This window comes from Ancylobacter sp. TS-1 (assembly GCF_009223885.1).
GTDB lineage: Bacteria > Pseudomonadota > Alphaproteobacteria > Rhizobiales > Xanthobacteraceae > Ancylobacter.
Window position 1 is genome coordinate 564,214 of record NZ_CP045144.1, and the last position, 20,217, is coordinate 584,430.

Consider the following 20,217-nt stretch of genomic DNA (forward strand, 5'->3'; position numbering starts at 1 on the left):
CTCAGCCGAACTGCTCGGCGAGGATGCGTTCCTCGATGGAATGGTCGCGGTCGACCAGCATCGTCATGGACGAGGACTGGTCGAGCCGGGCACGCACCGCCACCACGCTCAGCACTTGGAAGTGGTCGGCGGTCGCGTTCACCGGCCGCTTCTCGAATTCCAGCACCGCGATGTCGACCCGCGCGCGGTCCGGCACCAGCGCGCCGCGCCAGCGTCGCGGGCGGAAGGCGGAAATCGGCGTAACCGCCAGCAGCGGCGTGCCGATGGGCAGAATAGGCCCCTGCGCGGAGAGGTTATAGGCGGTCGAGCCGGCCGGGGTGGCGACCAGAACGCCGTCGCAGATCAGCTCTTCCATGCGCATCTTGCCGTCGATGGCGATGCGCAGCTTCGCCGCCTGATAGGACTGGCGGATGAGCGAGACCTCGTTGAACGCCCAGGCGCGATGCTGCCGGCCGTTGACGTCGGTCGCCTCCATCATCAGCGGGTGGATGACGACGCGCTGCGCCGCCGCCAGCCGTGCCGGCAGGTCCTCCTCGCGGAAACTGTTCATCAGGAAGCCGATGGAGCCGCGATTCATCCCGTAGATCGGGGTGCCGCTGTCGCGGAAGCGGTGCAGCGTCTGCAGCATGAAGCCGTCGCCGCCCAGAGCGACCACGACGTCGGCCTCCTCGGGCGCGACATTGCCATAGCGCCCGACAAGCTGGGCCTGCGCCAGCAGGGCGTCGGGCGCCTCGCTCGCGACGAAGGCGATTCGGCCATATGCTCGCGGGGAGTCGGCTTCCACGCTGCTCTGACCGGCGGGGCGGGCGACTTCGTTCATGCTGGACGGCCCGGTGGTGATGGGGAACGGCGATGCCTGAAGGCGGCTATAGCATAGTCATGGTCTATACGACGTGGCCCGAGGCCGTCGAGGCGGAGGCGGCGGGGCGGGCCATTGTCGCCGATGGCCTGGCCGCCTGCATCAATATAGTGCCCGGCATGGTCTCGATCTATCGCTGGCAGGGCGAGATCGAGCGCGCGCAGGAGGTGGTGGTGATCTTCAAGACCCGTGCCGACCTCGCCGAGGCCGTCGCGCAGGCCGTGCGCGCCCGCCACCCTTATGAGACGCCGGCCGTGCTGTTCCTTCCCGTCGCCGGCGGCAATGCCGATTTCCTCGACTGGATCGCCGCCGAGACGGAAGGGTGAGGGCTGACGCCAGCCTTCAGCTGTCGCCTTCAACCTCGCGCAGATAGGGCTCGACCGGGCCCTGAAGCTTCACCGTCATCGGGTTGCCGGCGCGGTCCTTGGCCTTGCCGACGGAGACGCGGATCCAGCTCTCGCTGACGCAGTATTCCTCGACATTGGTCTTCTCGGCGCCCTTGAAGCGGATGCCGACGCCGCGCTCCAGAAGCTCGGCGTTGTAGAAGGGGCTGTTCGGGTCGCTCGACAAGCGGTCGGGAAGGGTGTCGGCCATGATGTCCTCAGGTCCGGGTGGCGGTCGGGGCGAGACATAGCCGCGCCCGCGTCCGCTTGCCAGCCCGTCGCGCGAGATCGCGTGCGCGCGGGTCTAGAGGACCGGCCGCCAGACCGCCGGAACCGCCTCATAGCCGTCGCCCGATTTGCGGATGAAGCCGGTGGCGGGGAAGGGGTAGTGATAGCCGGTGAGCTGGAGCCGCTCGGCGGCCAGCATGTCGTAGATGCGCTTGCGCGTCTGCGCCGCCTTGGCGCCGTCCATGTCGAACTGCACCTGCCAGTCCGGGTTCGGCGCGAACAGGATCGGCGTGTTGGTGACGTCGGACTGGATGAACAGCTTGCCCTCGCCCGAGGCGAGCACGAAGGCGGTGTGGCCGGGCGTGTGTCCCGCCGCGTCCACCGCCGTCAGGCCGGGGACGACCTCCTTGTCCCATGCGAAGCGCGCGACCTTGCTGTCGATGTCCTTGAAGACCCGCTTCACGTTCTGGAAATTGGCCTTGAGCGCGTCCGGCGCGCGGCTTTCCTCGCCCTCGTCCATCCAGAACGCCCATTCGGCTTCCGGCACCATGATCTCGGCATTGGGGAAGGCGAGCCCGCCATCCTCGGCGCGCAGGCCGTTGATGTGGTCGCCGTGGAAATGGGAGATGACCACCGTCTGGATGTCGGCCGGCTTCACCCCGGCCCAGGCGAGGTTGGCGCGCAGCTTGCCGACGGTCGCATTGCCCGGCTGGGGGCCGTTGCCGGTGTCGATCAGCGTCAGCTTGCCGCCATTGTTGATCAGCAGCGGGTTGAACTGGATGCTCATCACATCCTTGGGCTGGAAGGCAGCCTCAAGCGCCGCATTGACCTGATCGCGGCTGGCGTTGCGCACGAAGCCGTCCGGCAGCGGGAAGGTGCGGACGCCGTCGTTCACGGCCGTCACCTCGATGGCGCCGACCTTGTAGCGGTAGAGGCCCGGCACCTGCTGGCCGGAGCCGGTCTGCGCGGCGGCGGGGGAGGAGAGAAGGCCCGCGAGCGGGGCGGCGAGCGGCACCGCGCCGGCGCCGATCATCAAATGGCGGCGCGACAGGTGGGGCATCGGAACGGTGTCCATGGCAGCTCTCCAGACGTGAACGGACTCGGGCGCCGCAGGCTAGGGGGGCACCCGCGCGCGGTCACGCCGGGGAGGGGTCACGTTGGCGTGAGGGGGCGTCAGAACTTGTAGCGGTAGCCGACCTCGATGGCGTCATAGGAAGGCTGGCCGTCGCTCCAGTCGCGTTCGATGTAGAGCGAAATGCTGTTATGGGCGTTGAGACTGTAGGTGACGCCCATCGCCGCTTCGGGCGTGTTGTAGTCGTTCGAGTTGTCGAAGGCGTTGCGGTAGCGCAGGCGGAACGCGTTCCACGTCCACTTGTCGTTGAGCGGCACCGCTCCGGCGAGGGTGAAATAGTAATAGGGGAAGTTCGAGGGGTCGTCGGAGTGGATGAAGTGCTGGCCGATGCCGGCGCCCCCGGTGAGCGAGAACGCCCCGAAATCGTAGGTGTAGCCGACGCCGAGCTGGGCATTGAACTTGTAATCGGACGTGCCGGCGGTGTCGTAGTACTTCACCGCGCCGGAGACGCTGAACTTGTTGTCGAAGGTGTGCGCGACGTCGATCTGCCAGTCGGACGACTTGGTCTCGGTGAAGTCGTCCGGCGCACGCTCCGTGGTGTAGGAGCCGCCGATGCTGGTGCTGCCGGCCTGGGCCGCAGGGGCCCCGAGCAGCAGCGCGGCCGCGAGCACGGGGCAGGCGAGGAGGCGGTTTGTACGCATGCGGTCATCCCGGGTTGCCCCCGGCATCATTCCGGGCCGCTGTGCAACCTGGATGACGGAACGCGTGCGGTCTTACCGTTTCGCCCGGCCTAACGCCGCGGCTTGCCTTTGAGCAACACATAGGTGACAGCGGCGACGAGCGTCAGCACGACGAAGATCACGCCCACCACATTGATCACCGGCGACAGGCCGAAGCGCAGCCGCGAGGCGATCTCCGTCACCAGCGTCCACTCGCCGCCAATGGCGAAGACGGTGGTGTTGTAGTTCTCGAAGGATTGCAGGAAGGCGACGACGGCGGCGGTAAAGCAGGTCGGCGCCAGGAAGGGCAGGGTGATGCGTCGGAACACCAGCGTGTGGCTGGCGCCGAGGTCGAGGGCAGCCTCCTCCAGCGTGCGGTCCTGCCGCTGGAGCCGGGCGAGGAAGAGCAGCATGGCGTAGGAGGCGATGAAGCTCGACTGCGCCATGACAGCGACGAACAGCCCGCCCGGCACGCCGAATTCGCGCCAGAAGATCAGGCTGGAAATGCCCAGGATGATGCCCGGGGTGAGCACCGGCGACACCAGCACCGAATAGAGCACCGTGCCGGAGCGCTGGCCGAGCCGGGTGAGGATCAGCGCGCCCGAAAGACCGGCGGGGATCGACACCACGATGACGCCCAGCGCGACGAGCACGGAATTGACCAGCCCCTGCAGCAAACGCTCGTCATGCGCGAGCGCGACGAACCATTTCAGGGTGAAGCCGTGCCATTGCGTGACGGACGGGTAGTCGAAGGAGTTGAACGCCGCCGCCGACATCACCGCCAGCGGCAGGAAGAGATAGAGCACGAAGATGCCGATATAGATGTTCATCACCAGCCGGGCGCCGGCGCTCTCGGTGGCGGTGCTCATTTCGCGATATCCCTCAGCCCGACGCCGAACAGGCGCATCATGATGAGGATGAAGGCCGTGCACACCACGAGCAGCGACACCGCATAGGCCGAGCCCATGTTCCAGTTGTTGCTCTCGTAGAACTGCCGGTAGACGAGCTGGCTGAACCAGTCGCCGCCCTGGCCGCGTGTCATGATCGCCGGCACCGAGTAGGAGCCGGCCGACAGCATGAAGGTCATGATGCAGCCGACCGCGATGCCCGGCTTGGCGTGCGGAATGATGACCCGGCGATGGATGCGCAGCGTCGAGGCGCCGAGATCGCGCGCGGCCTCGATCTGGTTGCGGTCGAGCGTCTCCAGCGTGTTCACCATCGGGAACACCATGAACAGCACATAGGTGTAGATCATCGCCAGGAAGACGGCAGAGGGGTTTTCGAGGAAGGGAATCCACTCCCGCGCATCGAGATCGATGAAGCCCATCCATTGCAGCACGCCGTTGATGACGCCCCGGTAGTCGAGGATCATCAGCCAGGCGTAGACGCGCAGCAATTCGTTGATCGCATAGGGAACGATGAGCGCGACCATCAGGATGATCGCCTTGCGCGGGCCGCTGGCCAGCGCCACCACATAGGCGACGGGGTAGCAGACCACGAGCGCCAGCGCCGTCACCATCAGCGCATAGAAGATGGTCCGCACGAAGATGTAGAGGTGCAGGGCGCTCATGCGGGTGAAGTTGGCGAAGCCGTAGGTCTTGGGCGGGTCCAACTCCTGCGCTTCAAGCGTGCTGGCCTCGGCCTGCTTCTGCTGGAGGGCGCTATCGAAGGCGGCCTGCTTCGCGGGGTCGGCCTCGTTCTCGCGGTCGAGCTGGATCGTCGCGATCTCGTTGTAGAGCCGGTCGATCTGCAGCGAGATGTCGCCCTTGGAGTCCCGCCACCACAGCGACTGTTCCAGCATGGCGCCGAGCGGCACAAGGATCAGGGCGAGAATCCACACCGCCGCGATCAGCGCGATGACGCTGGCGAGCGGCCGGCCATAGGCTTGCGCCAGGCTACCCATGGGCGAGGGCCCCCATCGGGAAGACCAGCGCGTCGTCGACGCCGAAGGAGAGCATCAGCTCCTCCGGCAGTTCGCGCGCCGAGGGGCCGTTGGCAACGGTCACGGTCAGGGTTTGGCCGGCGGCGGCGCACAGGAGATTGACCGAGGGGCCTTCCAGATTGCGCGAGACGAGGCGTGAGGCGACCGCATTGGTGGCACCGCCGCCGAGGGTGATGCGTTCGGGCCGGACCATTACCAGCGCCTCCTCGCCGACCCGCAGCGGGCCCTTGATCCGCCCCTCGATGCGGCCGACCGGGGTGTCGACGCCGGTGAAGTCGTCGGTGAGGCTGGCGACCGTGCCGCGCAGCACATTCTGCTCGCCGACGAAGGTAGCGACGAAGGGCGTCGCCGGCTCGGCGTAGAGGAGATCGGCGTCGGCCACCTGTTCAAGACGGCCGCGGCTCATCACCGCGACGCGGTCGGACATGGCGAGCGCCTCGCCCTGGTCGTGGGTGATGTAGATGAAGGTGATGCCGACGCGCTTCTGGATGGCGCGCAACTCGGTGCGCATGTGCTGGCGCAGCTTCAGGTCCAGCGCGGAGAGCGGCTCGTCGAGCAGCAGGACGGCGGGCTCGACGGCAAGGGCGCGGGCGATGGCGACGCGCTGGCGCTGGCCGCCGGACAAGTCCGCCGGCTTCTTGTCGCCGAAGCCGCTAAGCGCCACCAGTTCCAGCAGTTCCTGCGCCCGGCGCTGCCGGTCGTGCCTGGCGACGCCGCGTGCCTCCAGCCCGAAGGCGACGTTCTCGGCCACGCTCATCAGCGGGAACAGCGCGAGATTCTGGAAGATGAGGGCGGTGGGGCGCTCGTTCGGCCCCTTGCCACCCATGTCCTCGCCGCCGATCAGCACGCGGCCTTCGGTCGGCTGGATGAAGCCGGAGATGGTCCGCAGCAGCGTCGTCTTTCCGCAGCCGGAGGGGCCGAGGATGGAGAAGAACTCGCCGGCATGGATGGCAAGGTCGGTCGGCTGGACGGCGGTCGAATCGCCGAAGCGGATGGAAACCTGATCGAGACGGACGTCCTTGCCGCGCATGGGCAGACCTCTGCATGAAGGAGAGCCGGAGGCCGGTGCCGGGGACGGCGCGTCGCCGACACCATCCCCGATCAACGTCGTCCTGAGGTGCCCGGCCACCGGCCGGGACTCGAAGAAGGTAGGTCCGGCCACCCGGCTCCGTCATCCCGCGCGGCGCGCGCAGTTCGGAATGACGGCCCGCCGGGCGTGGCCGGAACAAAGCGAGGGGCGGAGGGCCGCCCCGTGCCTCAGCTGTTGGTCAGCTTCTCGACGTACTCGCCGCGCAGCTTGGCGTAGAAGTCCGTCTGCATCGGCCACCAGAACAGGTTGTCGATGGTGCCGGCCGGATAGGCCGCCTCGAAGGCCGAGCGGGCCTCGTCGGAGAGGAACTGGCCCGCGCCGGCCGCCGCGCTGTTGTAGCCGGTGGTGTTGGCGAAGCGGGCGCCGACCTCGGGCTGGTAGATGAAGTTGGCGAAGGCGTAGGCCTGCTCGACATTGGCCGCGCCGGCCGGGATGCCGAGCGTGTCGGTCCAGGCCAGGCCACCTTCCTTCGGCATGCCGTAACGCCACTTCTTGTCGGTGTTGCGGTGGAGCAGGATGCCGGTGGTGTCCCACGTCTGGCCGATGGTGCAGCCGGCGTCGGTGAAGGCGGCGGTCGCCTCGGTGGCGTTGTTCCAGTAGGCGCCGATATTGCCCTTATGGGCGAGGATGTACTTCAGCACGCCCTCGAAGACGCGGCGCGAGTCGGCCTCGGACTTGTACAGGTCGAGGCCGCGGTCGGACTTCAGCTCGCCGGTGGCGTCGAGATAGAGCGCCACGCCGTTGAACACCGACTTCTGGCGGATGGCGGTCTGCTTGGGATTGCCGGCCAGCCACATGTCGCCATAGGAGATTTCGCCCGACTTCTTGTCCGGGAACTTCGTCGAATCCCAGGTGACGCCCTCGGTGCCCCAGTCGAACGGCACCAGATAGCGCTTGCCGCGATAGGCGGCGCCGAGCGTGAGCGAGTTGCGGTAGATGGACGGGATGATCAGGGAGGACTTGAACTTCGCCTCGTCGATCGGCTGAAGCAGGTTGTCCTTGTAGTAGTTCGGGCCGGTATCCACCGACGGGAACACGATGTCGAAGCCCTTGCCGCCGGCAGCGCGCAGCTTGTTCTCGCACTCTTCGTTGGAGCCGTAGGTCGACAGGTTCACCGTCACGCCCGTGGCGTTGGTGAAGTCGGCCAGCAGGGTGTTCTTGTCGAAATAGTCGCCCCAGGCATAGACGTTGAGCGAACCGGAGGTGGCGAGCGCATCGTGGGCGCGCAGCACGGCTGGCGCGGCAAGCGCGAAGGCGCCGGCTTTCATCAGGTCGCGACGCGAAAAGCGGGTCATATGTACCTCCCTTGGCCCCGATGGGCGAAACGGCGTTCGCTCTAGTTCCGGGGAATGAACGGACGATGACATGCGGGCGCGGCCGGCGGAAGGCGATGTCGCCTCAAGACAAATATTCCGTCGTATCCGAACAAACCTTCCCGAGCGTGAGAACCGTTGTGCGCGGTGGCGCGAGCCGGCAGGGGTGCGACAATCTGTCAGGTCGGAAAGCTCTGGCAATGGACCGCGCCTGCCTTAAGTTCTGCGCACCCGTTGATCCGGGCCCCTCTGACGCGAGCCGAGCCGGCGTTCGCGTGATGTCGGATCGCTTTCCGACGTCGCGCCGGTGGAACCGTGTCTAGATGAGATTGATTTCCTTTCCGACTGCATCCTTGTCCCGTCGTTGCGCGTTATCGCGCCGCGAACGGTCTGTCGTGACGATTTCGGGGGAGTGATCCGGTGGACTATTTGATGGAACTTGCCGCCAGTCCGGCGGCCTGGGCAGCGCTTGTCACTCTGGTGGCGATGGAAGTCGTGCTCGGCATCGACAACCTGCTGTTCATCTCGATTCTCACCAACAAGCTTCCGGAGGACATCCGGCCGCGTGCGCGCAAGATCGGCATCGGGCTGGCGCTGATCATGCGTCTGGGCCTGCTCAGCACGGTGGCCATCATCGTGACGCTGGTCGAGCCGGTATTCTCCGTGTTCGGCCATCCCTTCTCCTGGCGCGACATCATCCTGATCGCGGGCGGCCTGTTCCTGGTGTGGAAGGCGACCAAGGAAATCCACCACAGCATGGCGCCGCATGACGAGCAGGAAGCTGCGATGGGCGGGGCGCTGCAGGTGAGCTTCAGCGCCGCCATCGTGCAGATCCTGATCCTCGACCTCGTCTTCTCGGTCGACAGCATCATCACGGCGGTGGGCATGACCGAGCACATCCCGATCATGGTGATCGCGGTGGTCTTCGCGGTGCTGACCATGCTGTTCGCGGCGGGTCCGCTGGCGAACTTCATCAACCGCAACCCGTCCATCGTGATGCTGGCGCTCGGCTTCCTGCTGCTGATCGGCACCACGCTGATCGCGGAAGGCTTCGGCGCCCATGTCTCGAAGGGCTACATCTACACCGCCATGGCGTTCTCGGCGGCGGTGGAAGGCCTCAACATGATCCAGCGCCGGCGCCGGCCGGCCTCGCACTGACGCAGCTTCCCGGCGGCGTGGGGATGTGAAACCCCACGCCGCCGGACGATGCTATGATCGCGCTCCCACCCGCTCAGGAGCCCGGACATGAGTGACGACGCCGAACCGCCTTCCTCTCCCGACGCAGCCTCTCCACCCTCCGACACCAAGCTCACCCTGACCAAGCAGCGCTGGGCGCGCGAGGGCAAGTTCCTGACCGGACGGGTGACACGGCCGGAAGAGGACCGCCTGCCGCCCGGCCAGCATCTCGTGCGCGACTGGCCGGTTCTGGACCTCGGCATACAGCCGCGTGTGCCGCTCGACCGCTGGCGGCTCGATGTCGACGGTGCCGTCGAGAATCCCGTCTCCTGGGACTGGGAGACCTTCCGGGCGCAGAAGCAGACCCGCGAAACCACCGACATCCACTGCGTCACCACCTGGTCGCGCTACGACAACCACTGGGAAGGCGTGTCGACGCGCGACCTGCTCGACGTGGTGATGCCGAAGGCGGACGCGCATTTCGTCATGCTGCACTCCCATGACGGCTACAACACCAACCTCGCCCTTGAGGATTTCGCCGCCGAGGATGCGTTGATCGTCCATAGCTGGGAGGGGCAGCCGCTCACCCGCGAGCATGGCGGGCCGGTGCGGCTGGTGGTGCCGCATCTGTATTTCTGGAAAAGCGCCAAGTGGCTGAAGCGCATCGAGTTCCGCAGCTTCGACAAGCGCGGCTTCTGGGAGGAGAACGGCTATCACAACCACGCCGACCCCTGGAAGGAAGAGCGCTATTCCGCCGATGAGTGACACGGCGAATCTTCGCGCGCCACAATGAGAAAGGCCCGGACGGCATCCCGTCCGGGCCTTTTCTTATTTCGTTGCGATGGGGCGCTCAGCGCGGGCGGAAAGCCCCCGAACGCAGGAACGAGCCGGTCTGCCGGGCCGGCTCGGCCGGCTTCTCGGGCGGCCGGCCGGGCTTGGCGCTGCCGGACGCCAGATTGGCGAGCACGGGCGAGCCACCATTCTGACCGAGGCTGCCGAGCGTGTAGCCGGCCGGCTTGGCCGCGACCTGCTGGGGCTTGCCCATCGGCTGGCTGGCCGCAAGCGGCTTGGCCGGCGGCAGCTTGGTGGAAAGCGGCTTGGCGGGAGCGGCCTTCGAGGTCTGGTACTTGCCGGGCGTCGGCGTGGAGGGGGCGGACGTCTGGGGCCGCGCATAATTGCCGGCCTGCGGGCGCGGCTGCGCCTTGGGATCGGCGTTGCGGGCATATTGCGAGGTGCGCGGCAGGTCGGGCGAGACGGCAGGACGGCTGCTGGGGCGATTGATCGACAGTTCGGCCCGCAGCTTGGCCCAGGTCTCGGCCAGCGCGGTGGCGTCCCAGCTCGGTTCCTTCTCGTCGATCTCCCACTTCTCCATCTTGTCGGGCGTCGCCGCACCGGAATCGACCCGGTGGCGGGGCGTCGGCTCGGGCACCGCCTGCTGGACGGACAACTCGATGTCAGCGGGGGGAGGGGCAGCCGCCATGACGGGCGCTTGCGCCGGTGCGACCGCCTCGGGCGGCGCGGCCTGCAGCGCGACGGCCTGCATCTGCCCGGCATCCCCGGCAATCGCAAGTGACTGGACCGGCTGGGGAATAAGCGCCGCGAGCGCCGGCTGAACCGGCATCGGCACGTTCCACTTGCCGGTTTCCCACTCGTTGATCGCCCACATCACCGCAGCGCCGAGACCGGCGCCCGCACAGACGTCGGTGAAGCTCACGCCGGGCACGATGGAGAGATACAAGGCGCAGAGAACGCCGACACCGACATAGCAAGCGGGTGCGCGCCATTTCGACTGCATGACCAAATCCCCCAGGAATTTGAATCAACATAGCTGATTCGAGGGAATCTCAGAGGCTTAGCGTAGAGAAATAATCTCGAAACAATGCATCCGCCGTTAACCATTCGGTAACTATTGAACGATTACTGGCGGCATCGAATCACGTAGCATGCGAGTCTTTCCCGCAGGACGAATCGTCAGCTTCTCGCATGCGCCAGAGGTGGCTGGTGCCGGGTGAGGGGATCGAACCCCCGACCTTCGGTTTACAAAACCGCTGCACTACCGCTGTGCTAACCCGGCACATCTTGCCAGCCACGTCACAGTTCCGGGCATGTCTTGCATGCCTCGGCCGGATACGGCCCGAAGGCGGTAACGCGCTGCGCTCCGTTCGGAGGTACAGGCGTTTCGGCCACCGGCTGACGTTGCCACCACCGGGATTGTCATCGCCCAAGCCGCGTCGAGCGTCAACGGCCGATCGGCACGAGCGGGCCTTACGCCGAGTTCCGCGACAATTGCCGGAGACATGACGGAACGGTTCGCGGGCTTGTGGGCGCGGGCGCCGCGCGAGTTCTTTGCAAACGAAAATCGACATTGCGTCACGCATCGGCATCTGCGAGACGAGTCGCAGGGGAGGTGTTCTACGGTGGCGAGCCGTCTCCCCTTCGCCGCCGGCGCCGTCGGCGGCTCACCCTGAACGGGAGGCGAGATATGTTCCGATTTGCATTCGGGTTGGCAGCGTTGCTGCTGGCCTTCACGGCCGGCAGCGCGTCGGCCCAGACCATGAGCTACGCCGAGGCCGGGGCGCTCATCTCCAAGAGCTGCGGCCCGTCCATCGAGCGCTTCTGCGCGAAGGACAATCTCGGCACCGGCGAGATCCGCAACTGCCTGATGTCGCATCAGGACCAGGTGCCGCAGCAGTGCTTCGACGATTATGCCGCCGCGCGCGCCTCGATCGCCAAGCGCATCGCCGCGCAGGGCGACGCCTACAGCGTCTGCAATGGCAGCATCCGCGAGTTCTGCGCCGGCATTCAGCCCGGTGACGCCAACATTCTGACCTGCCTGCAGACCGCCAGCAAAGTCGTGCGTCCGGCCTGCAAGCAGGTGCTGAACGACGCCGGCTGGTGGAACTGACGGACCGGGACAAGGCCAGGGAAAGAGACAGATCATGACCCGTATTACCCGTTTCGTCGGGGGCATCGCCCTCGCAGCCATGATGGCGGCACCGCTCGCCAGCACGGCGACCGCGCAGACGCCCGACTCCGACGCGCAGATCATGCAGGGCCTGTCGCAGGCCACCATGTTCGATCCGTCGCTCACCGCCCAGGTGCTGCGCCAGATGGCTCAGGACGCGGTGGCCAGGAACGCGCCGCTGACGCTGGACAAGTCCGAGATCGCCAAGCGGCTCGACAAGCTGGCGCAGATCACTGTGCAGATCCAGTTTGCGCTCGGCTCGGACATCATCCGCCCCGAGTCCTACCGGACGCTCGGCGCCATCGCCGATGCGATGCACCACCCGATCCTGTGGAACTACAAGTTCATCGTCGTCGGCAACACCGACACGACCGGCACGCGTGCCTTCAACCTGAAGCTCAGCCAGCAGCGCGCCGAGGCGATCGTGCAGGCGCTGGTGACGGTGTTCGGCATTTCGCCGGCCCGGCTCGAGGCCGTCGGCCTCGGCCAGGAGGCGCTGCAGGTGCCCTCCAAGCCGCAGGACCCGATCAATCGCCGCGTGCAGATCTTCACCATCGGCACCGTCGGCCCGATGGGCAAGCCTGTTCCGACCAACGCGCCCTGATCGCGACAGGCGCGCGTCTCGCGTGCTAGCAAGGCCGGCCGGTGCCCGGGGGGTGCCGGCCGGCCTTTTTATTTGGCCGTTCCCCCACCGACGAATCCAGAGTTTCGGCAGATGAGCATCAAGAGAATCGAGGTCGGTCCGCGCATGAGCGAGGCCGTCATTCACGGGTCGGTCGTCTATCTGGCGGGGCAGGTCGCCAAGGGCGAGACCGTCACGGCGCAGACGGAGGCCGTGCTCGCGTCGATCGACGCGCTTCTGGCGCAGGCCGGCACCGACAAGTCCAAGCTGCTGACGGCGACCATCTACCTCGCCGACATCGCGACCTTCGCCGAGATGAACGCGGTGTGGGACAAGTGGGTCTCGGCCGGCAACACGCCCGCCCGCGCCACCGTCCAGGCCCTGCTGGCGACGCCCGACTACAAGGTCGAGATCGTGGTGAAGGCCGCCCTCTGAGACCGTCCGCGCCGGCGAACGCCGCAAAAAAGGCCCCGTCCTGCGACGGGGCCTTTCCATTTTGAGGCTCCGCCCGCGTGGGGCGGAGCCGGGGCACGCGATCAGTGCCAGTTCTCGAGGTCGCGGTCCTTGGTTTCCGGCAGGAAGATCAGGCCGATGATCGCCGTCATGACGGCGATGATGATCGGATACCAGAGGCCGGAGAAGATGTTGCCGGTCGCGGCCACGATGGCGAAGGCGGTGGGCGGCAGGAAGCCGCCGAACCAGCCATTGCCGATGTGGTAGGGCAGCGACATGCCGGTGTAGCGGATGCGGGTCGGGAAGAGTTCGACCAGCAGGGCCGCGATCGGGCCGTACACCATCGTCACGTAGAGGACGAGGATGAACAGGAGGCCGATCAGGGTGAGCGTGCGGCTGTCGCTCAGCACGCCGCCGACGCTCGGCTGCTTCACGATGGACGCGTCGCCCACCTTGGGATAGCCGGCGGCCTGGGCTGCGGCGACGATGGCGGCGCCGGACTTGTCGGTGTCGGCGATCGTGACCGGCGTGCCGTTGACCGAGACCGCCACGGGCGAGCCCGCCGGGCCCGGCAGCAGCGCGTAGTGCATCGAATTGGTCGCCAGCGTGCGGCGATAGACGTCGCACGGCCGGGTGAAGACGCGCACGCCGACCGGGTCGAACAGGGTTCCGCAGCTCGCCGGATCGGCGGTGATGTCGATCTTCACCGAGTCGGTGGCTTCGATCAGCTTCGGATTGGCGACGCGGGCGATGTTCTCGAAGAGTGGGAAGTAGGTCGCCGCGGCGATGAGGCAGCCCGCGATCAGGATCGGCTTGCGGCCGATCTTGTCCGAGAACCAGCCGAAGAAGACGAAGAACGGCGTGCCGAGGAGCAGGCTGAAGGCGATGAGAAGGTTCGCCGTCGTGCCGTCCACCTTCAGTGTCTGTGTCAGGAAGAACAGTGCGTAGAACTGGCCGCAGTACCAGACCACGGCCTGGCCGGCGGTGCCGCCGAACAGGGCGATGAGCGCGATCTTGGCGTTCGACCAGCGGCCGAAGGCTTCGGTGAGCGGCGCCTTCGAGCGCGAGCCTTCCGCCTTCATCTTCTGGAAGGCCGGCGACTCGTTGAGCGAGAGGCGGATCCAGATCGAGAAGCCGAGCAGGATGATCGACAGCAGGAACGGAATGCGCCAGCCCCAGGCCGCGAAGTCTTCCGGCGACATGGACAGGCGGAGCGTCAGGATGACCAGCAGCGAGAGGAACAGGCCGACCGTGGCGGTGGTCTGGATCCACGAGGTGTAGAAGCCGCGGCGTCCGTGGGGCGCATGCTCGGCGACATAGGTCGCCGCGCCGCCATACTCGCCGCCGAGCGCGAGGCCCTGCAGCAGGCGGCAGACGATGAAGATGACCGGAGCGGCGTAGCCGATCGAGTCATAGCTGGGCAGAAGGCCGACCAGGAAGGTGGCGATGCCCATCAGCGTCATGGTGACGAGGAAGGTGTACTTGCGGCCGATGAGATCGCCGAGGCGACCGAAGACCAGAGCGCCGAACGGGCGCACCGCGAAGCCGGCGGCAAAGCCGAACAGCACGAAGATGAACTTGGCGGTGTCGTTCGTGCCGGGCACGAAAGTGGCGGCGATGTTGGCCGCGAGCGAGCCCGCAAGATAGAAGTCGTACCATTCGAAGACCGTGCCGGCGGAGGAGGCGATGATCACCTTCCTCTCTTCCCGGGTCATCGGGGCCGCCTTCTTGGCGGGCCCTGCCGTTGTAACGCTCATTGTCGTTCCCTTCCCCAAAGTAAGTCGCGCCAATATCCAGACGTGCGAAGAACTGCGCACGCACGAAAGACGACGGGCTCGCCGGGAGCCTCGTCTGATGTCGTGATCGAGTTTGGGTGTTCCGCTGGAACGCCGTCCGCTCGGGCTTTTTCCTCCCGGAGGGCGGCCCACCATGCGCAGGCGGCGCCAGTCCCCGGTATCGCGATGCGCGGAATTCTTCGATTCCTTCTGCACCTCAACGGAAAGCTTGGCGAAAGCCGCTGGGTTTGACGATTGGCAATTGGTCGTAACCCCGCATTGCGCTGCAGTGCGGGAGAAAAATGCTGTAGGTGCGAAGTATTATCGGGCGGCTAGTCTCGTCCGCCGACGGCGCGGCGGGCGATATAGAGCGCGAGCACGGCCGCGTTCGACACGTTCAGGCTGATGATGGCGCCCGGCAGGTCGATGCGCGCGAGCGTGTCGCAGGTCTGGCGGGTGAGCTGGCGCAGGCCCTTTCCTTCGGCGCCGAGCACGAGGGCGGCAGGGGCGGAAAGGGTCGTGTCGACGAGATCGGCCGGACCCTCGCTGTCGAGGCCGACCACCTGCACGCCGCGCTCTTTCAGCTCGTCCAGCGCGCGGGCGAGGTTGCCGACGAAGCAGAACGGCACGTGCTCCAGCCCGCCGCTCGCGCTCTTGGCCAGCACGCCGGTTGCCGCCGGGCTGTGGCGGGCCGTGGTGACGATGGCGCCGACCTTCAGCGCCGCCGCCGAGCGCACGATAGCGCCCACATTATGCGGGTCGGTGATCTGGTCGAGCACCAGCAGCAGGTCGCACTCGGCCGCCTTGGCGAGACTGAGCACGGGCAGGGGGTCGCATTCGGCGAGCAGCCCCTGGTGCACCGCGTCGGGATCGAGCTGCCGGTCGATCTCGCCGGGGCGCACGATCTCCGGCGCGATCTTGAGCGGAATCGCTTCCTCTTCGAGCCGGCGCGCGGCGTTCTCGGTGGCGAGCAGGCGGCGAAACTTGCGGCGCGGGTTGCGCAGCGCCTCGACGACGCTGTGCCAGCCATACAGGATCGCGACGTCGTCCGGCCACGCGCCGAAGGGGCGCCCGGCGGGGCGCGGGCGCGGCGTGCGGTTGCGGTCGGCAGGGCGCGAGGGCCGGCCGTGCGGGCGGTTCGGGCGATCGTTCATGGCGCGCGTTCTGTCACGACACGCCCTCATTGGCAATTTGCCGCGCGTCCACAGTGTGGGGGACGGAGCCGCGAGCGGGGTTGACAGGGCAGGGGCACGTCACCATAAAGCCGGCCGCACGGGGGCGCCACGCTTTGCGCCGGACGCTCCCCGTGGGGTCGAAGGCCGGGGCGTCGTCCGCGTCGGTCGTGACCGACGCGACGTGCCTTGAGTGACCTGGGGGAGTGTCCCGAGCGGCAAAGGGGGCGGACTGTAAATCCGCTGGCTATGCCTTCGTAGGTTCGAGTCCTACCTCCCCCACCACGTCGCCTCTCGCTATATTGCCTCTACCTTTCGCGGGTGTAGCTCAATGGTAGAGCAACAGCCTTCCAAGCTGATGACGAGGGTTCGATTCCCTTCACCCGCTCCAAATCCGCCCGTGCTTCCTATATGAGGCGTGCGCCGGTTCCGTGCGCAGTCGGCATTCCGTGTGTGCCCGAGGCGTGAATCGCAGCGGGTGCGCCGCCCCGCCGCGCAACGCGGCACTTGCGGAATGAGCCGAAACCGCCTATCCCACGCCCCGATTTTCGCGACTTCCGGACTGTCGCTGAAGGAAAAACACTATGGCCAAAGAGAAGTTCAACCGTTCGAAGCCTCACTGCAACATTGGGACGATTGGCCATGTTGACCATGGCAAGACGTCGTTGACGGCGGCGATCACGAAGGTTCTTGCGGAGTCTGGCGGGGCGACGTTCACGGCGTACGACCAGATCGACAAGGCGCCGGAAGAGAAGGCGCGTGGCATCACGATCTCGACGGCGCATGTCGAGTACGAGACGGCGAACCGCCACTACGCGCATGTCGACTGCCCCGGGCACGCCGACTATGTGAAGAACATGATCACCGGCGCGGCGCAGATGGACGGCGCGATCCTGGTTGTGTCGGCGGCCGACGGCCCGATGCCGCAGACCCGCGAGCACATCCTTCTGGCGCGCCAGGTCGGCGTTCCGGCGCTGGTGGTGTTCCTGAACAAGTGCGACCAGGTCGACGACGAGGAACTCCTCGAGCTGGTCGAGCTGGAAGTGCGCGAGCTTCTGTCGAAGTACGACTTCCCGGGCGACGACATCCCGATCATCCGCGGCTCGGCGCTGGTGGCGCTGCAGAACGGCGACCCCAAGCTCGGCCACGATGCCGTGCTGGCGCTGATGGCGGAAGTGGACAAGTACATCCCGCAGCCGGAGCGTCCGGTCGACCAGCCGTTCCTGATGCCGATCGAGGACGTGTTCTCGATCTCGGGCCGCGGCACGGTGGTGACGGGCCGCGTCGAGCGCGGGATCATCAAGGTGGGCGAGGAAGTCGAGATCGTCGGCATCCGTCCGACCATCAAGACGACGGTTACCGGCGTCGAGATGTTCCGCAAGCTGCTCGACCAGGGCCAGGCCGGCGACAATGTCGGCATTCTGGTTCGCGGCACGAAGCGCGAGGACGTGGAGCGCGGTCAGGTGGTGTGCAAGCCGGGTTCGGTGAAGCCGCACACGAAGTTCAAGGCCGAGGCTTACATCCTGACGAAGGAAGAGGGCGGCCGCCACACGCCGTTCTTCACCAACTACCGTCCGCAGTTCTACTTCCGCACGACGGACGTGACGGGCGTGGTGACGCTGCCGGAAGGCACGGAAATGGTGATGCCGGGCGACAACATCTCGGTCGACGTTCAGCTGATCGTGCCGATCGCGATGGAAGACAAGCTGCGCTTCGCCATCCGTGAAGGCGGCCGCACCGTCGGCGCCGGCGTCGTCGCCGCCATCATCGAGTGATCGATGCAGGGATGCGGCTTGCCGCATCCCTTTCCGGCACCGGCATTTTTCCGCCGGACCTGCCGGACTGTTGATACCGGCGCCGCGTGCCCTCGACCTTCGCGCGCCGCCGGTTATAGTGCCTCGCGATTCGAGAGGCGGACGATCTGGCTGAAGCCCCGTCCGCTTCTTTAGGAGTGTAGCTCAACTGGTTAGAGCACCGGTCTCCAAAACCGGGGGTTGGGGGTTCGAGTCCCTCCACTCCTGCCACTCCCTCGGATGAGTGGCGGGCAAGGCGGCAAACGTCCTTTGACGCGAGGCAGCTTTGCGGGCTATACGCCCGCTTCGTGTATTTGACGGTACCGTCGCGGGTTGCCCACCGGGCGGCGCGTTACGACATCCTGCAGGCCGGCGTCGCGATCACACCGATTTTGGCGCGGGCGGCATCAGAGGCGTTTCGAGACGAGCATGGCGAAGACGAATCCGGTCGAGTTTTTCCAGCAGGTCCGCGCGGAAGCGCGCAAGGTGACCTGGCCGACCCGTCGCGAGACGCTGATCACCACGGCGATGGTGTTCGTCATGGTGGTTCTGGCCTCGCTGTTCTTCCTGGTCGCCGACCAGATCCTGAGCTTCGTCATCGCTCAGGTCCTCCAGTTCGGCCGGTGAGGAGAGACGCGATGCCCATGCGCTGGTACATCGTCCACGCCTATTCGAACTTCGAGAAGAAGGTCGCCGACTCCATCAAGGAGCAGGCCGCGCAGCGCGGGCTCACCGACCTGTTCGAGCAGGTGCTGGTGCCGACCGAGAAGGTCGTCGAGGTGCGCCGCGGCCGCAAGGTCGACGCCGAGCGCAAGTTCTTCCCTGGCTACGTGCTGGTGAAGATGGACCTCACCGACGAAGCCTTCCACCTCATCAAGAACACGCCGAAGGTCACGGGCTTCCTCGGCGCCGACAACAAGCCGATGCCGATCGCCGAGAAGGAGGCCATGCGCATCCTTCAGCAGGTGCAGGAAGGCATCGAGCGCCCCAAGCCCTCGATCACCTTCGAGGTTGGCGAGACGGTCAAGGTGGCGGACGGCCCCTTCGCCTCGTTCAACGGCATCGTCGAGGAAGTCGACGAGGCGCGCTCGCGCCTCAAGGTGGCGGTGTCGATCTTCGGCCGCGCCACGCCGGTCGAGCTGGAGTTCGCGCAGGTCGAGAAGACCTGATCGCCGATCCACGGCGGCACGTTCTGCGAGGGCGCGGCTTCGGCGGCGCCCTTTTTCGTTTGAGGCGCGCGTTAACGGGTTAACACCCTCGCCGCCGGCCGACCGCCTATCCTCCTCCCAAGCCTTGCCGCCGCGCCACGGACGGCGGCGTCAACATGGGAGGACACAATGGCAGGCAAACGCATCCTGATGATCGTCGGCGATTTCGTCGAGGACTACGAGACCATGGTGCCGTATCAGGCGCTGCTGGCCGTGGGCCACACCGTGCACGCGGTCTGCCCGGACAAGAAAGCCGGCGACAGCGTGGCCACCGCGATCCACGATTTCGAGGGCCAGCAGACCTATTCGGAAAAGCGCGGCCACAATTTCGCGCTCAACGCGACCTTCGCCGACATCGACCCGGCCCGCTACGACGCGCTGGTGATTCCGGGCGGGCGCGCGCCGGAATATCTGCGGCTCAACGCGCGGGCGGTCGAGATCGTCCGGCACTTCTTCACGGCCAACAAGCCGGTCGCCGCCATCTGCCACGGCGCGCAGCTTCTGGCCGGGGCGAGGGTGCTGGAGGGCCGCCTGTGCTCGGCCTATCCGGCCTGCCGCGCCGAGGTCGAACTGGCGGGCGGAACCTATGCCGACATCGCCATCGACGCGGCGGTGACGGACGGCAATCTGGTCTCGGCCCCGGCATGGCCGGCCCATCCCGCGTGGATCGGCCAGTTCCTCGCGGTGCTCGGCACCACCATTTCCCATGGCGAGGTGAACACCTCCGCTCGCCAGGCCGCCTGACGGCGACGGCCCCGATCGCGGGCGTACGCGCCTTCGCGGAACGGCCGAACGGGATTATGATGGCGCGGCGGGGCGGACGGCTCCGCCGCCAAGGGACGTCACAAGGTGGCGTCGCCAGGGAGGGCGTCATGTGCAAGCTCTTCATCGAGGCCGATCCCCGTCTGTGGCAGACGCGGCTCAAATCGGTGCGGCTCCACGGCTACTCGACCAGCGTGCGGCTGGAGAACCTCTACTGGCAGGTGCTGGAGGAGATCGCCCAGCGCGACGGCATGAGCCTTGGCCAGCTTCTCGCCAAGCTCCATGAGGAACTGGTCTTCGCCCATGGCGGGGTCGAGAACTTCGCCTCCTTCCTGCGTGTGTGCTGCGGGCGCTATCTGGCGCTCCAGCTCGAGGGCGACGTGCCGCGCGACCTCGGCACGCCGATCCGCAGCCTCGATGCCGACGCCATTCTCGCCCGCGAGGCGCGGCGCACCGGGCGCGGGCGGGCGCTGCCGTCGGCGGCGTGAGGGGCGGGTAGGTTAGTGCCGGCGCGGGCATCGCCGGCGGCTGTCATCCGGCTGCCACGTTGCGTCGGCACGCAAATTGCTGTATCGGAGCGACCGCGCCCCTCGGGTCGCATTCATACGCGGGAGGCACGGCCGGTTCGCCAGCCGGCGTGATACACGTGCCGCAACCGCGATCCTCCATATACGCCGCCCGCGAT

At 66.7% G+C, this 20,217-nt stretch carries 22 protein-coding genes and 4 tRNA genes; 14 read left to right on the plus strand and 12 right to left on the minus strand.

Translation table 11 applies throughout. The annotated features are described in order from the left end of the window. Nucleotide 1: 1 nt before the first annotated feature. The gene (locus GBB76_RS02635; RefSeq protein WP_152301854.1) at nucleotides 2–820 is read right to left on the minus strand and encodes an NAD kinase; all 819 of its coding nucleotides are present in this window, start codon (nucleotides 818–820) and stop codon (nucleotides 2–4) included. A 59-nt stretch (nucleotides 821–879) separates the two neighbouring features. Here GBB76_RS02635 and cutA point away from each other — a divergent pair, with 59 nt between their 5' ends. Next, nucleotides 880–1,185 carry a divalent-cation tolerance protein CutA gene (gene cutA / locus GBB76_RS02640; protein WP_246669013.1) on the plus strand — a complete coding sequence of 102 codons (306 nt, stop codon included), beginning with the start codon at nucleotides 880–882 and terminating at the stop codon, nucleotides 1,183–1,185. A gap of 16 nt (nucleotides 1,186–1,201) precedes the next feature. On the opposite strand, the gene GBB76_RS02645 is transcribed toward cutA, so the two are convergent. The 7 genes from GBB76_RS02645 to GBB76_RS02675 form a co-directional block, all read right to left on the minus strand. Further along, nucleotides 1,202–1,453 (minus strand): DUF3297 family protein, encoded by a 252-nt coding sequence (locus GBB76_RS02645; RefSeq protein WP_152301856.1) that lies wholly within the window; start codon nucleotides 1,451–1,453, stop codon nucleotides 1,202–1,204. A 93-nt stretch (nucleotides 1,454–1,546) separates the two neighbouring features. Then, on the minus strand, nucleotides 1,547–2,530 hold the full coding sequence (locus GBB76_RS02650; RefSeq protein ID WP_152304729.1) for an MBL fold metallo-hydrolase: 984 nt from the start codon (nucleotides 2,528–2,530) through the stop codon (nucleotides 1,547–1,549). A gap of 113 nt (nucleotides 2,531–2,643) precedes the next feature. After that, nucleotides 2,644–3,243: an outer membrane beta-barrel protein gene (locus GBB76_RS02655; protein WP_152301857.1), complete on the minus strand. Its 600-nt coding sequence runs from the start codon at nucleotides 3,241–3,243 to the stop codon at nucleotides 2,644–2,646. A gap of 89 nt (nucleotides 3,244–3,332) precedes the next feature. Next, nucleotides 3,333–4,130, minus strand: a complete 798-nt coding sequence (locus GBB76_RS02660) for an ABC transporter permease (RefSeq protein WP_152301858.1) — start codon at nucleotides 4,128–4,130, stop codon at nucleotides 3,333–3,335. Next, nucleotides 4,127–5,164: an ABC transporter permease gene (locus GBB76_RS02665; RefSeq protein ID WP_152301859.1), complete on the minus strand. Its 1,038-nt coding sequence runs from the start codon at nucleotides 5,162–5,164 to the stop codon at nucleotides 4,127–4,129. The genes GBB76_RS02660 and GBB76_RS02665 overlap by 4 nt, the downstream gene beginning before the upstream one ends. Then, entirely contained in the window at nucleotides 5,157–6,233 is a 1,077-nt protein-coding gene (locus GBB76_RS02670; RefSeq protein WP_152301860.1) for an ABC transporter ATP-binding protein, read from the minus strand. Before GBB76_RS02670 ends, GBB76_RS02665 begins: the two co-directional genes overlap by 8 nt. Nucleotides 6,234–6,460: 227 nt before the next feature. Further along, complete coding sequence (locus tag GBB76_RS02675; RefSeq protein WP_246669015.1) at nucleotides 6,461–7,588, minus strand: extracellular solute-binding protein; 1,128 nt, start codon at nucleotides 7,586–7,588, stop codon at nucleotides 6,461–6,463. Nucleotides 7,589–8,026: 438 nt separating this feature from the next. Here GBB76_RS02675 and GBB76_RS02680 point away from each other — a divergent pair, with 438 nt between their 5' ends. Together GBB76_RS02680 and GBB76_RS02685 are read left to right on the plus strand one after the other, a co-directional pair. Further along, nucleotides 8,027–8,764 carry a TerC family protein gene (locus GBB76_RS02680; RefSeq protein WP_152301861.1) on the plus strand — a complete coding sequence of 246 codons (738 nt, stop codon included), beginning with the start codon at nucleotides 8,027–8,029 and terminating at the stop codon, nucleotides 8,762–8,764. 87 nt (nucleotides 8,765–8,851) lie between these two features. Further along, entirely contained in the window at nucleotides 8,852–9,547 is a 696-nt protein-coding gene (locus GBB76_RS02685; RefSeq protein WP_152301862.1) for a sulfite oxidase-like oxidoreductase, read from the plus strand. A gap of 85 nt (nucleotides 9,548–9,632) precedes the next feature. Here the strand turns inward: GBB76_RS02685 and GBB76_RS02690 are convergent, their stop codons facing one another. Both GBB76_RS02690 and GBB76_RS02695 read right to left on the minus strand, forming a co-directional pair. Beyond that, on the minus strand, nucleotides 9,633–10,577 hold the full coding sequence (locus GBB76_RS02690) for a hypothetical protein (protein WP_152301863.1): 945 nt from the start codon (nucleotides 10,575–10,577) through the stop codon (nucleotides 9,633–9,635). A 204-nt stretch (nucleotides 10,578–10,781) separates the two neighbouring features. Then, nucleotides 10,782–10,856: transfer RNA gene (locus GBB76_RS02695), tRNA-Thr, on the minus strand. A gap of 408 nt (nucleotides 10,857–11,264) precedes the next feature. Between GBB76_RS02695 and GBB76_RS02700 the strand changes: the two genes are divergently transcribed. From GBB76_RS02700 to GBB76_RS02710, 3 genes are all read left to right on the plus strand, one after another. Further along, nucleotides 11,265–11,687, plus strand: coding sequence for a cysteine rich repeat-containing protein (locus GBB76_RS02700; RefSeq protein WP_152301864.1), 423 nt, complete (start codon nucleotides 11,265–11,267; stop codon nucleotides 11,685–11,687). A 34-nt stretch (nucleotides 11,688–11,721) separates the two neighbouring features. Continuing rightward, on the plus strand, nucleotides 11,722–12,351 hold the full coding sequence (locus tag GBB76_RS02705; RefSeq protein WP_152301865.1) for an OmpA family protein: 630 nt from the start codon (nucleotides 11,722–11,724) through the stop codon (nucleotides 12,349–12,351). A 111-nt stretch (nucleotides 12,352–12,462) separates the two neighbouring features. Further along, nucleotides 12,463–12,804 carry a RidA family protein gene (locus tag GBB76_RS02710; protein WP_152301866.1) on the plus strand — a complete coding sequence of 114 codons (342 nt, stop codon included), beginning with the start codon at nucleotides 12,463–12,465 and terminating at the stop codon, nucleotides 12,802–12,804. 101 nt (nucleotides 12,805–12,905) lie between these two features. Here the strand turns inward: GBB76_RS02710 and GBB76_RS02715 are convergent, their stop codons facing one another. Continuing rightward, a complete protein-coding gene (locus tag GBB76_RS02715) occupies nucleotides 12,906–14,579 on the minus strand; it encodes an MFS transporter (RefSeq protein ID WP_152301867.1) in 1,674 nt (557 codons plus the stop codon). A 350-nt stretch (nucleotides 14,580–14,929) separates the two neighbouring features. Next, complete coding sequence (gene rlmB, locus GBB76_RS02720) at nucleotides 14,930–15,751, minus strand: 23S rRNA (guanosine(2251)-2'-O)-methyltransferase RlmB (protein WP_202911156.1); 822 nt, start codon at nucleotides 15,749–15,751, stop codon at nucleotides 14,930–14,932. A 218-nt stretch (nucleotides 15,752–15,969) separates the two neighbouring features. On the opposite strand from rlmB, the gene GBB76_RS02725 reads away from it, so the two are divergent. From GBB76_RS02725 to GBB76_RS02760, 8 genes are all read left to right on the plus strand, one after another. Further along, nucleotides 15,970–16,054, plus strand: a tRNA-Tyr gene (locus tag GBB76_RS02725). A gap of 32 nt (nucleotides 16,055–16,086) precedes the next feature. Then, nucleotides 16,087–16,160 (plus strand) — tRNA-Gly (locus tag GBB76_RS02730). 193 nt (nucleotides 16,161–16,353) lie between these two features. Further along, the gene (gene tuf, locus GBB76_RS02735; RefSeq protein WP_152301868.1) at nucleotides 16,354–17,544 is read left to right on the plus strand and encodes an elongation factor Tu; all 1,191 of its coding nucleotides are present in this window, start codon (nucleotides 16,354–16,356) and stop codon (nucleotides 17,542–17,544) included. 172 nt (nucleotides 17,545–17,716) lie between these two features. Continuing rightward, nucleotides 17,717–17,793, plus strand: a tRNA-Trp gene (locus GBB76_RS02740). Nucleotides 17,794–17,991: 198 nt separating this feature from the next. Then, on the plus strand, nucleotides 17,992–18,189 hold the full coding sequence (secE, locus tag GBB76_RS02745) for a preprotein translocase subunit SecE (protein WP_152301869.1): 198 nt from the start codon (nucleotides 17,992–17,994) through the stop codon (nucleotides 18,187–18,189). An 11-nt stretch (nucleotides 18,190–18,200) separates the two neighbouring features. Further along, complete coding sequence (gene nusG / locus GBB76_RS02750) at nucleotides 18,201–18,731, plus strand: transcription termination/antitermination protein NusG (protein WP_152301870.1); 531 nt, start codon at nucleotides 18,201–18,203, stop codon at nucleotides 18,729–18,731. Nucleotides 18,732–18,899: 168 nt separating this feature from the next. Continuing rightward, nucleotides 18,900–19,514 (plus strand): DJ-1/PfpI family protein, encoded by a 615-nt coding sequence (locus GBB76_RS02755; protein ID WP_152301871.1) that lies wholly within the window; start codon nucleotides 18,900–18,902, stop codon nucleotides 19,512–19,514. Nucleotides 19,515–19,642: 128 nt separating this feature from the next. Further along, a complete protein-coding gene (locus GBB76_RS02760) occupies nucleotides 19,643–20,020 on the plus strand; it encodes a ribbon-helix-helix domain-containing protein (RefSeq protein ID WP_152301872.1) in 378 nt (125 codons plus the stop codon). Nucleotides 20,021–20,217: the final 197 nt, after the last annotated feature.

What these genes read in the sequence shown, in the direction of transcription:
- GBB76_RS02635 (WP_152301854.1), bottom strand. Translation starts at nt 820, where the DNA reads ATGAACGAAGTCGCCCGCCCCGCCGGTCAGAGCAGCGTGGAAGCCGAC.
- cutA (WP_246669013.1), top strand. Translation starts at nt 880, where the DNA reads ATGGTCTATACGACGTGGCCCGAGGCCGTCGAGGCGGAGGCGGCGGGG.
- GBB76_RS02645 (WP_152301856.1), bottom strand. Translation starts at nt 1,453, where the DNA reads ATGGCCGACACCCTTCCCGACCGCTTGTCGAGCGACCCGAACAGCCCC.
- GBB76_RS02650 (WP_152304729.1), bottom strand. Translation starts at nt 2,530, where the DNA reads ATGCCCCACCTGTCGCGCCGCCATTTGATGATCGGCGCCGGCGCGGTG.
- GBB76_RS02655 (WP_152301857.1), bottom strand. Translation starts at nt 3,243, where the DNA reads ATGCGTACAAACCGCCTCCTCGCCTGCCCCGTGCTCGCGGCCGCGCTG.
- GBB76_RS02660 (WP_152301858.1), bottom strand. Translation starts at nt 4,130, where the DNA reads ATGAGCACCGCCACCGAGAGCGCCGGCGCCCGGCTGGTGATGAACATC.
- GBB76_RS02665 (WP_152301859.1), bottom strand. Translation starts at nt 5,164, where the DNA reads ATGGGTAGCCTGGCGCAAGCCTATGGCCGGCCGCTCGCCAGCGTCATC.
- GBB76_RS02670 (WP_152301860.1), bottom strand. Translation starts at nt 6,233, where the DNA reads ATGCGCGGCAAGGACGTCCGTCTCGATCAGGTTTCCATCCGCTTCGGC.
- GBB76_RS02675 (WP_246669015.1), bottom strand. Translation starts at nt 7,588, where the DNA reads ATGACCCGCTTTTCGCGTCGCGACCTGATGAAAGCCGGCGCCTTCGCG.
- GBB76_RS02685 (WP_152301862.1), top strand. Translation starts at nt 8,852, where the DNA reads ATGAGTGACGACGCCGAACCGCCTTCCTCTCCCGACGCAGCCTCTCCA.
- GBB76_RS02690 (WP_152301863.1), bottom strand. Translation starts at nt 10,577, where the DNA reads ATGCAGTCGAAATGGCGCGCACCCGCTTGCTATGTCGGTGTCGGCGTT.
- GBB76_RS02700 (WP_152301864.1), top strand. Translation starts at nt 11,265, where the DNA reads ATGTTCCGATTTGCATTCGGGTTGGCAGCGTTGCTGCTGGCCTTCACG.
- GBB76_RS02705 (WP_152301865.1), top strand. Translation starts at nt 11,722, where the DNA reads ATGACCCGTATTACCCGTTTCGTCGGGGGCATCGCCCTCGCAGCCATG.
- GBB76_RS02710 (WP_152301866.1), top strand. Translation starts at nt 12,463, where the DNA reads ATGAGCATCAAGAGAATCGAGGTCGGTCCGCGCATGAGCGAGGCCGTC.
- GBB76_RS02715 (WP_152301867.1), bottom strand. Translation starts at nt 14,579, where the DNA reads ATGAGCGTTACAACGGCAGGGCCCGCCAAGAAGGCGGCCCCGATGACC.
- rlmB (WP_202911156.1), bottom strand. Translation starts at nt 15,751, where the DNA reads ATGAACGATCGCCCGAACCGCCCGCACGGCCGGCCCTCGCGCCCTGCC.
- tuf (WP_152301868.1), top strand. Translation starts at nt 16,354, where the DNA reads ATGGCCAAAGAGAAGTTCAACCGTTCGAAGCCTCACTGCAACATTGGG.
- secE (WP_152301869.1), top strand. Translation starts at nt 17,992, where the DNA reads ATGGCGAAGACGAATCCGGTCGAGTTTTTCCAGCAGGTCCGCGCGGAA.
- nusG (WP_152301870.1), top strand. Translation starts at nt 18,201, where the DNA reads ATGCCCATGCGCTGGTACATCGTCCACGCCTATTCGAACTTCGAGAAG.
- GBB76_RS02755 (WP_152301871.1), top strand. Translation starts at nt 18,900, where the DNA reads ATGGCAGGCAAACGCATCCTGATGATCGTCGGCGATTTCGTCGAGGAC.
- GBB76_RS02760 (WP_152301872.1), top strand. Translation starts at nt 19,643, where the DNA reads ATGTGCAAGCTCTTCATCGAGGCCGATCCCCGTCTGTGGCAGACGCGG.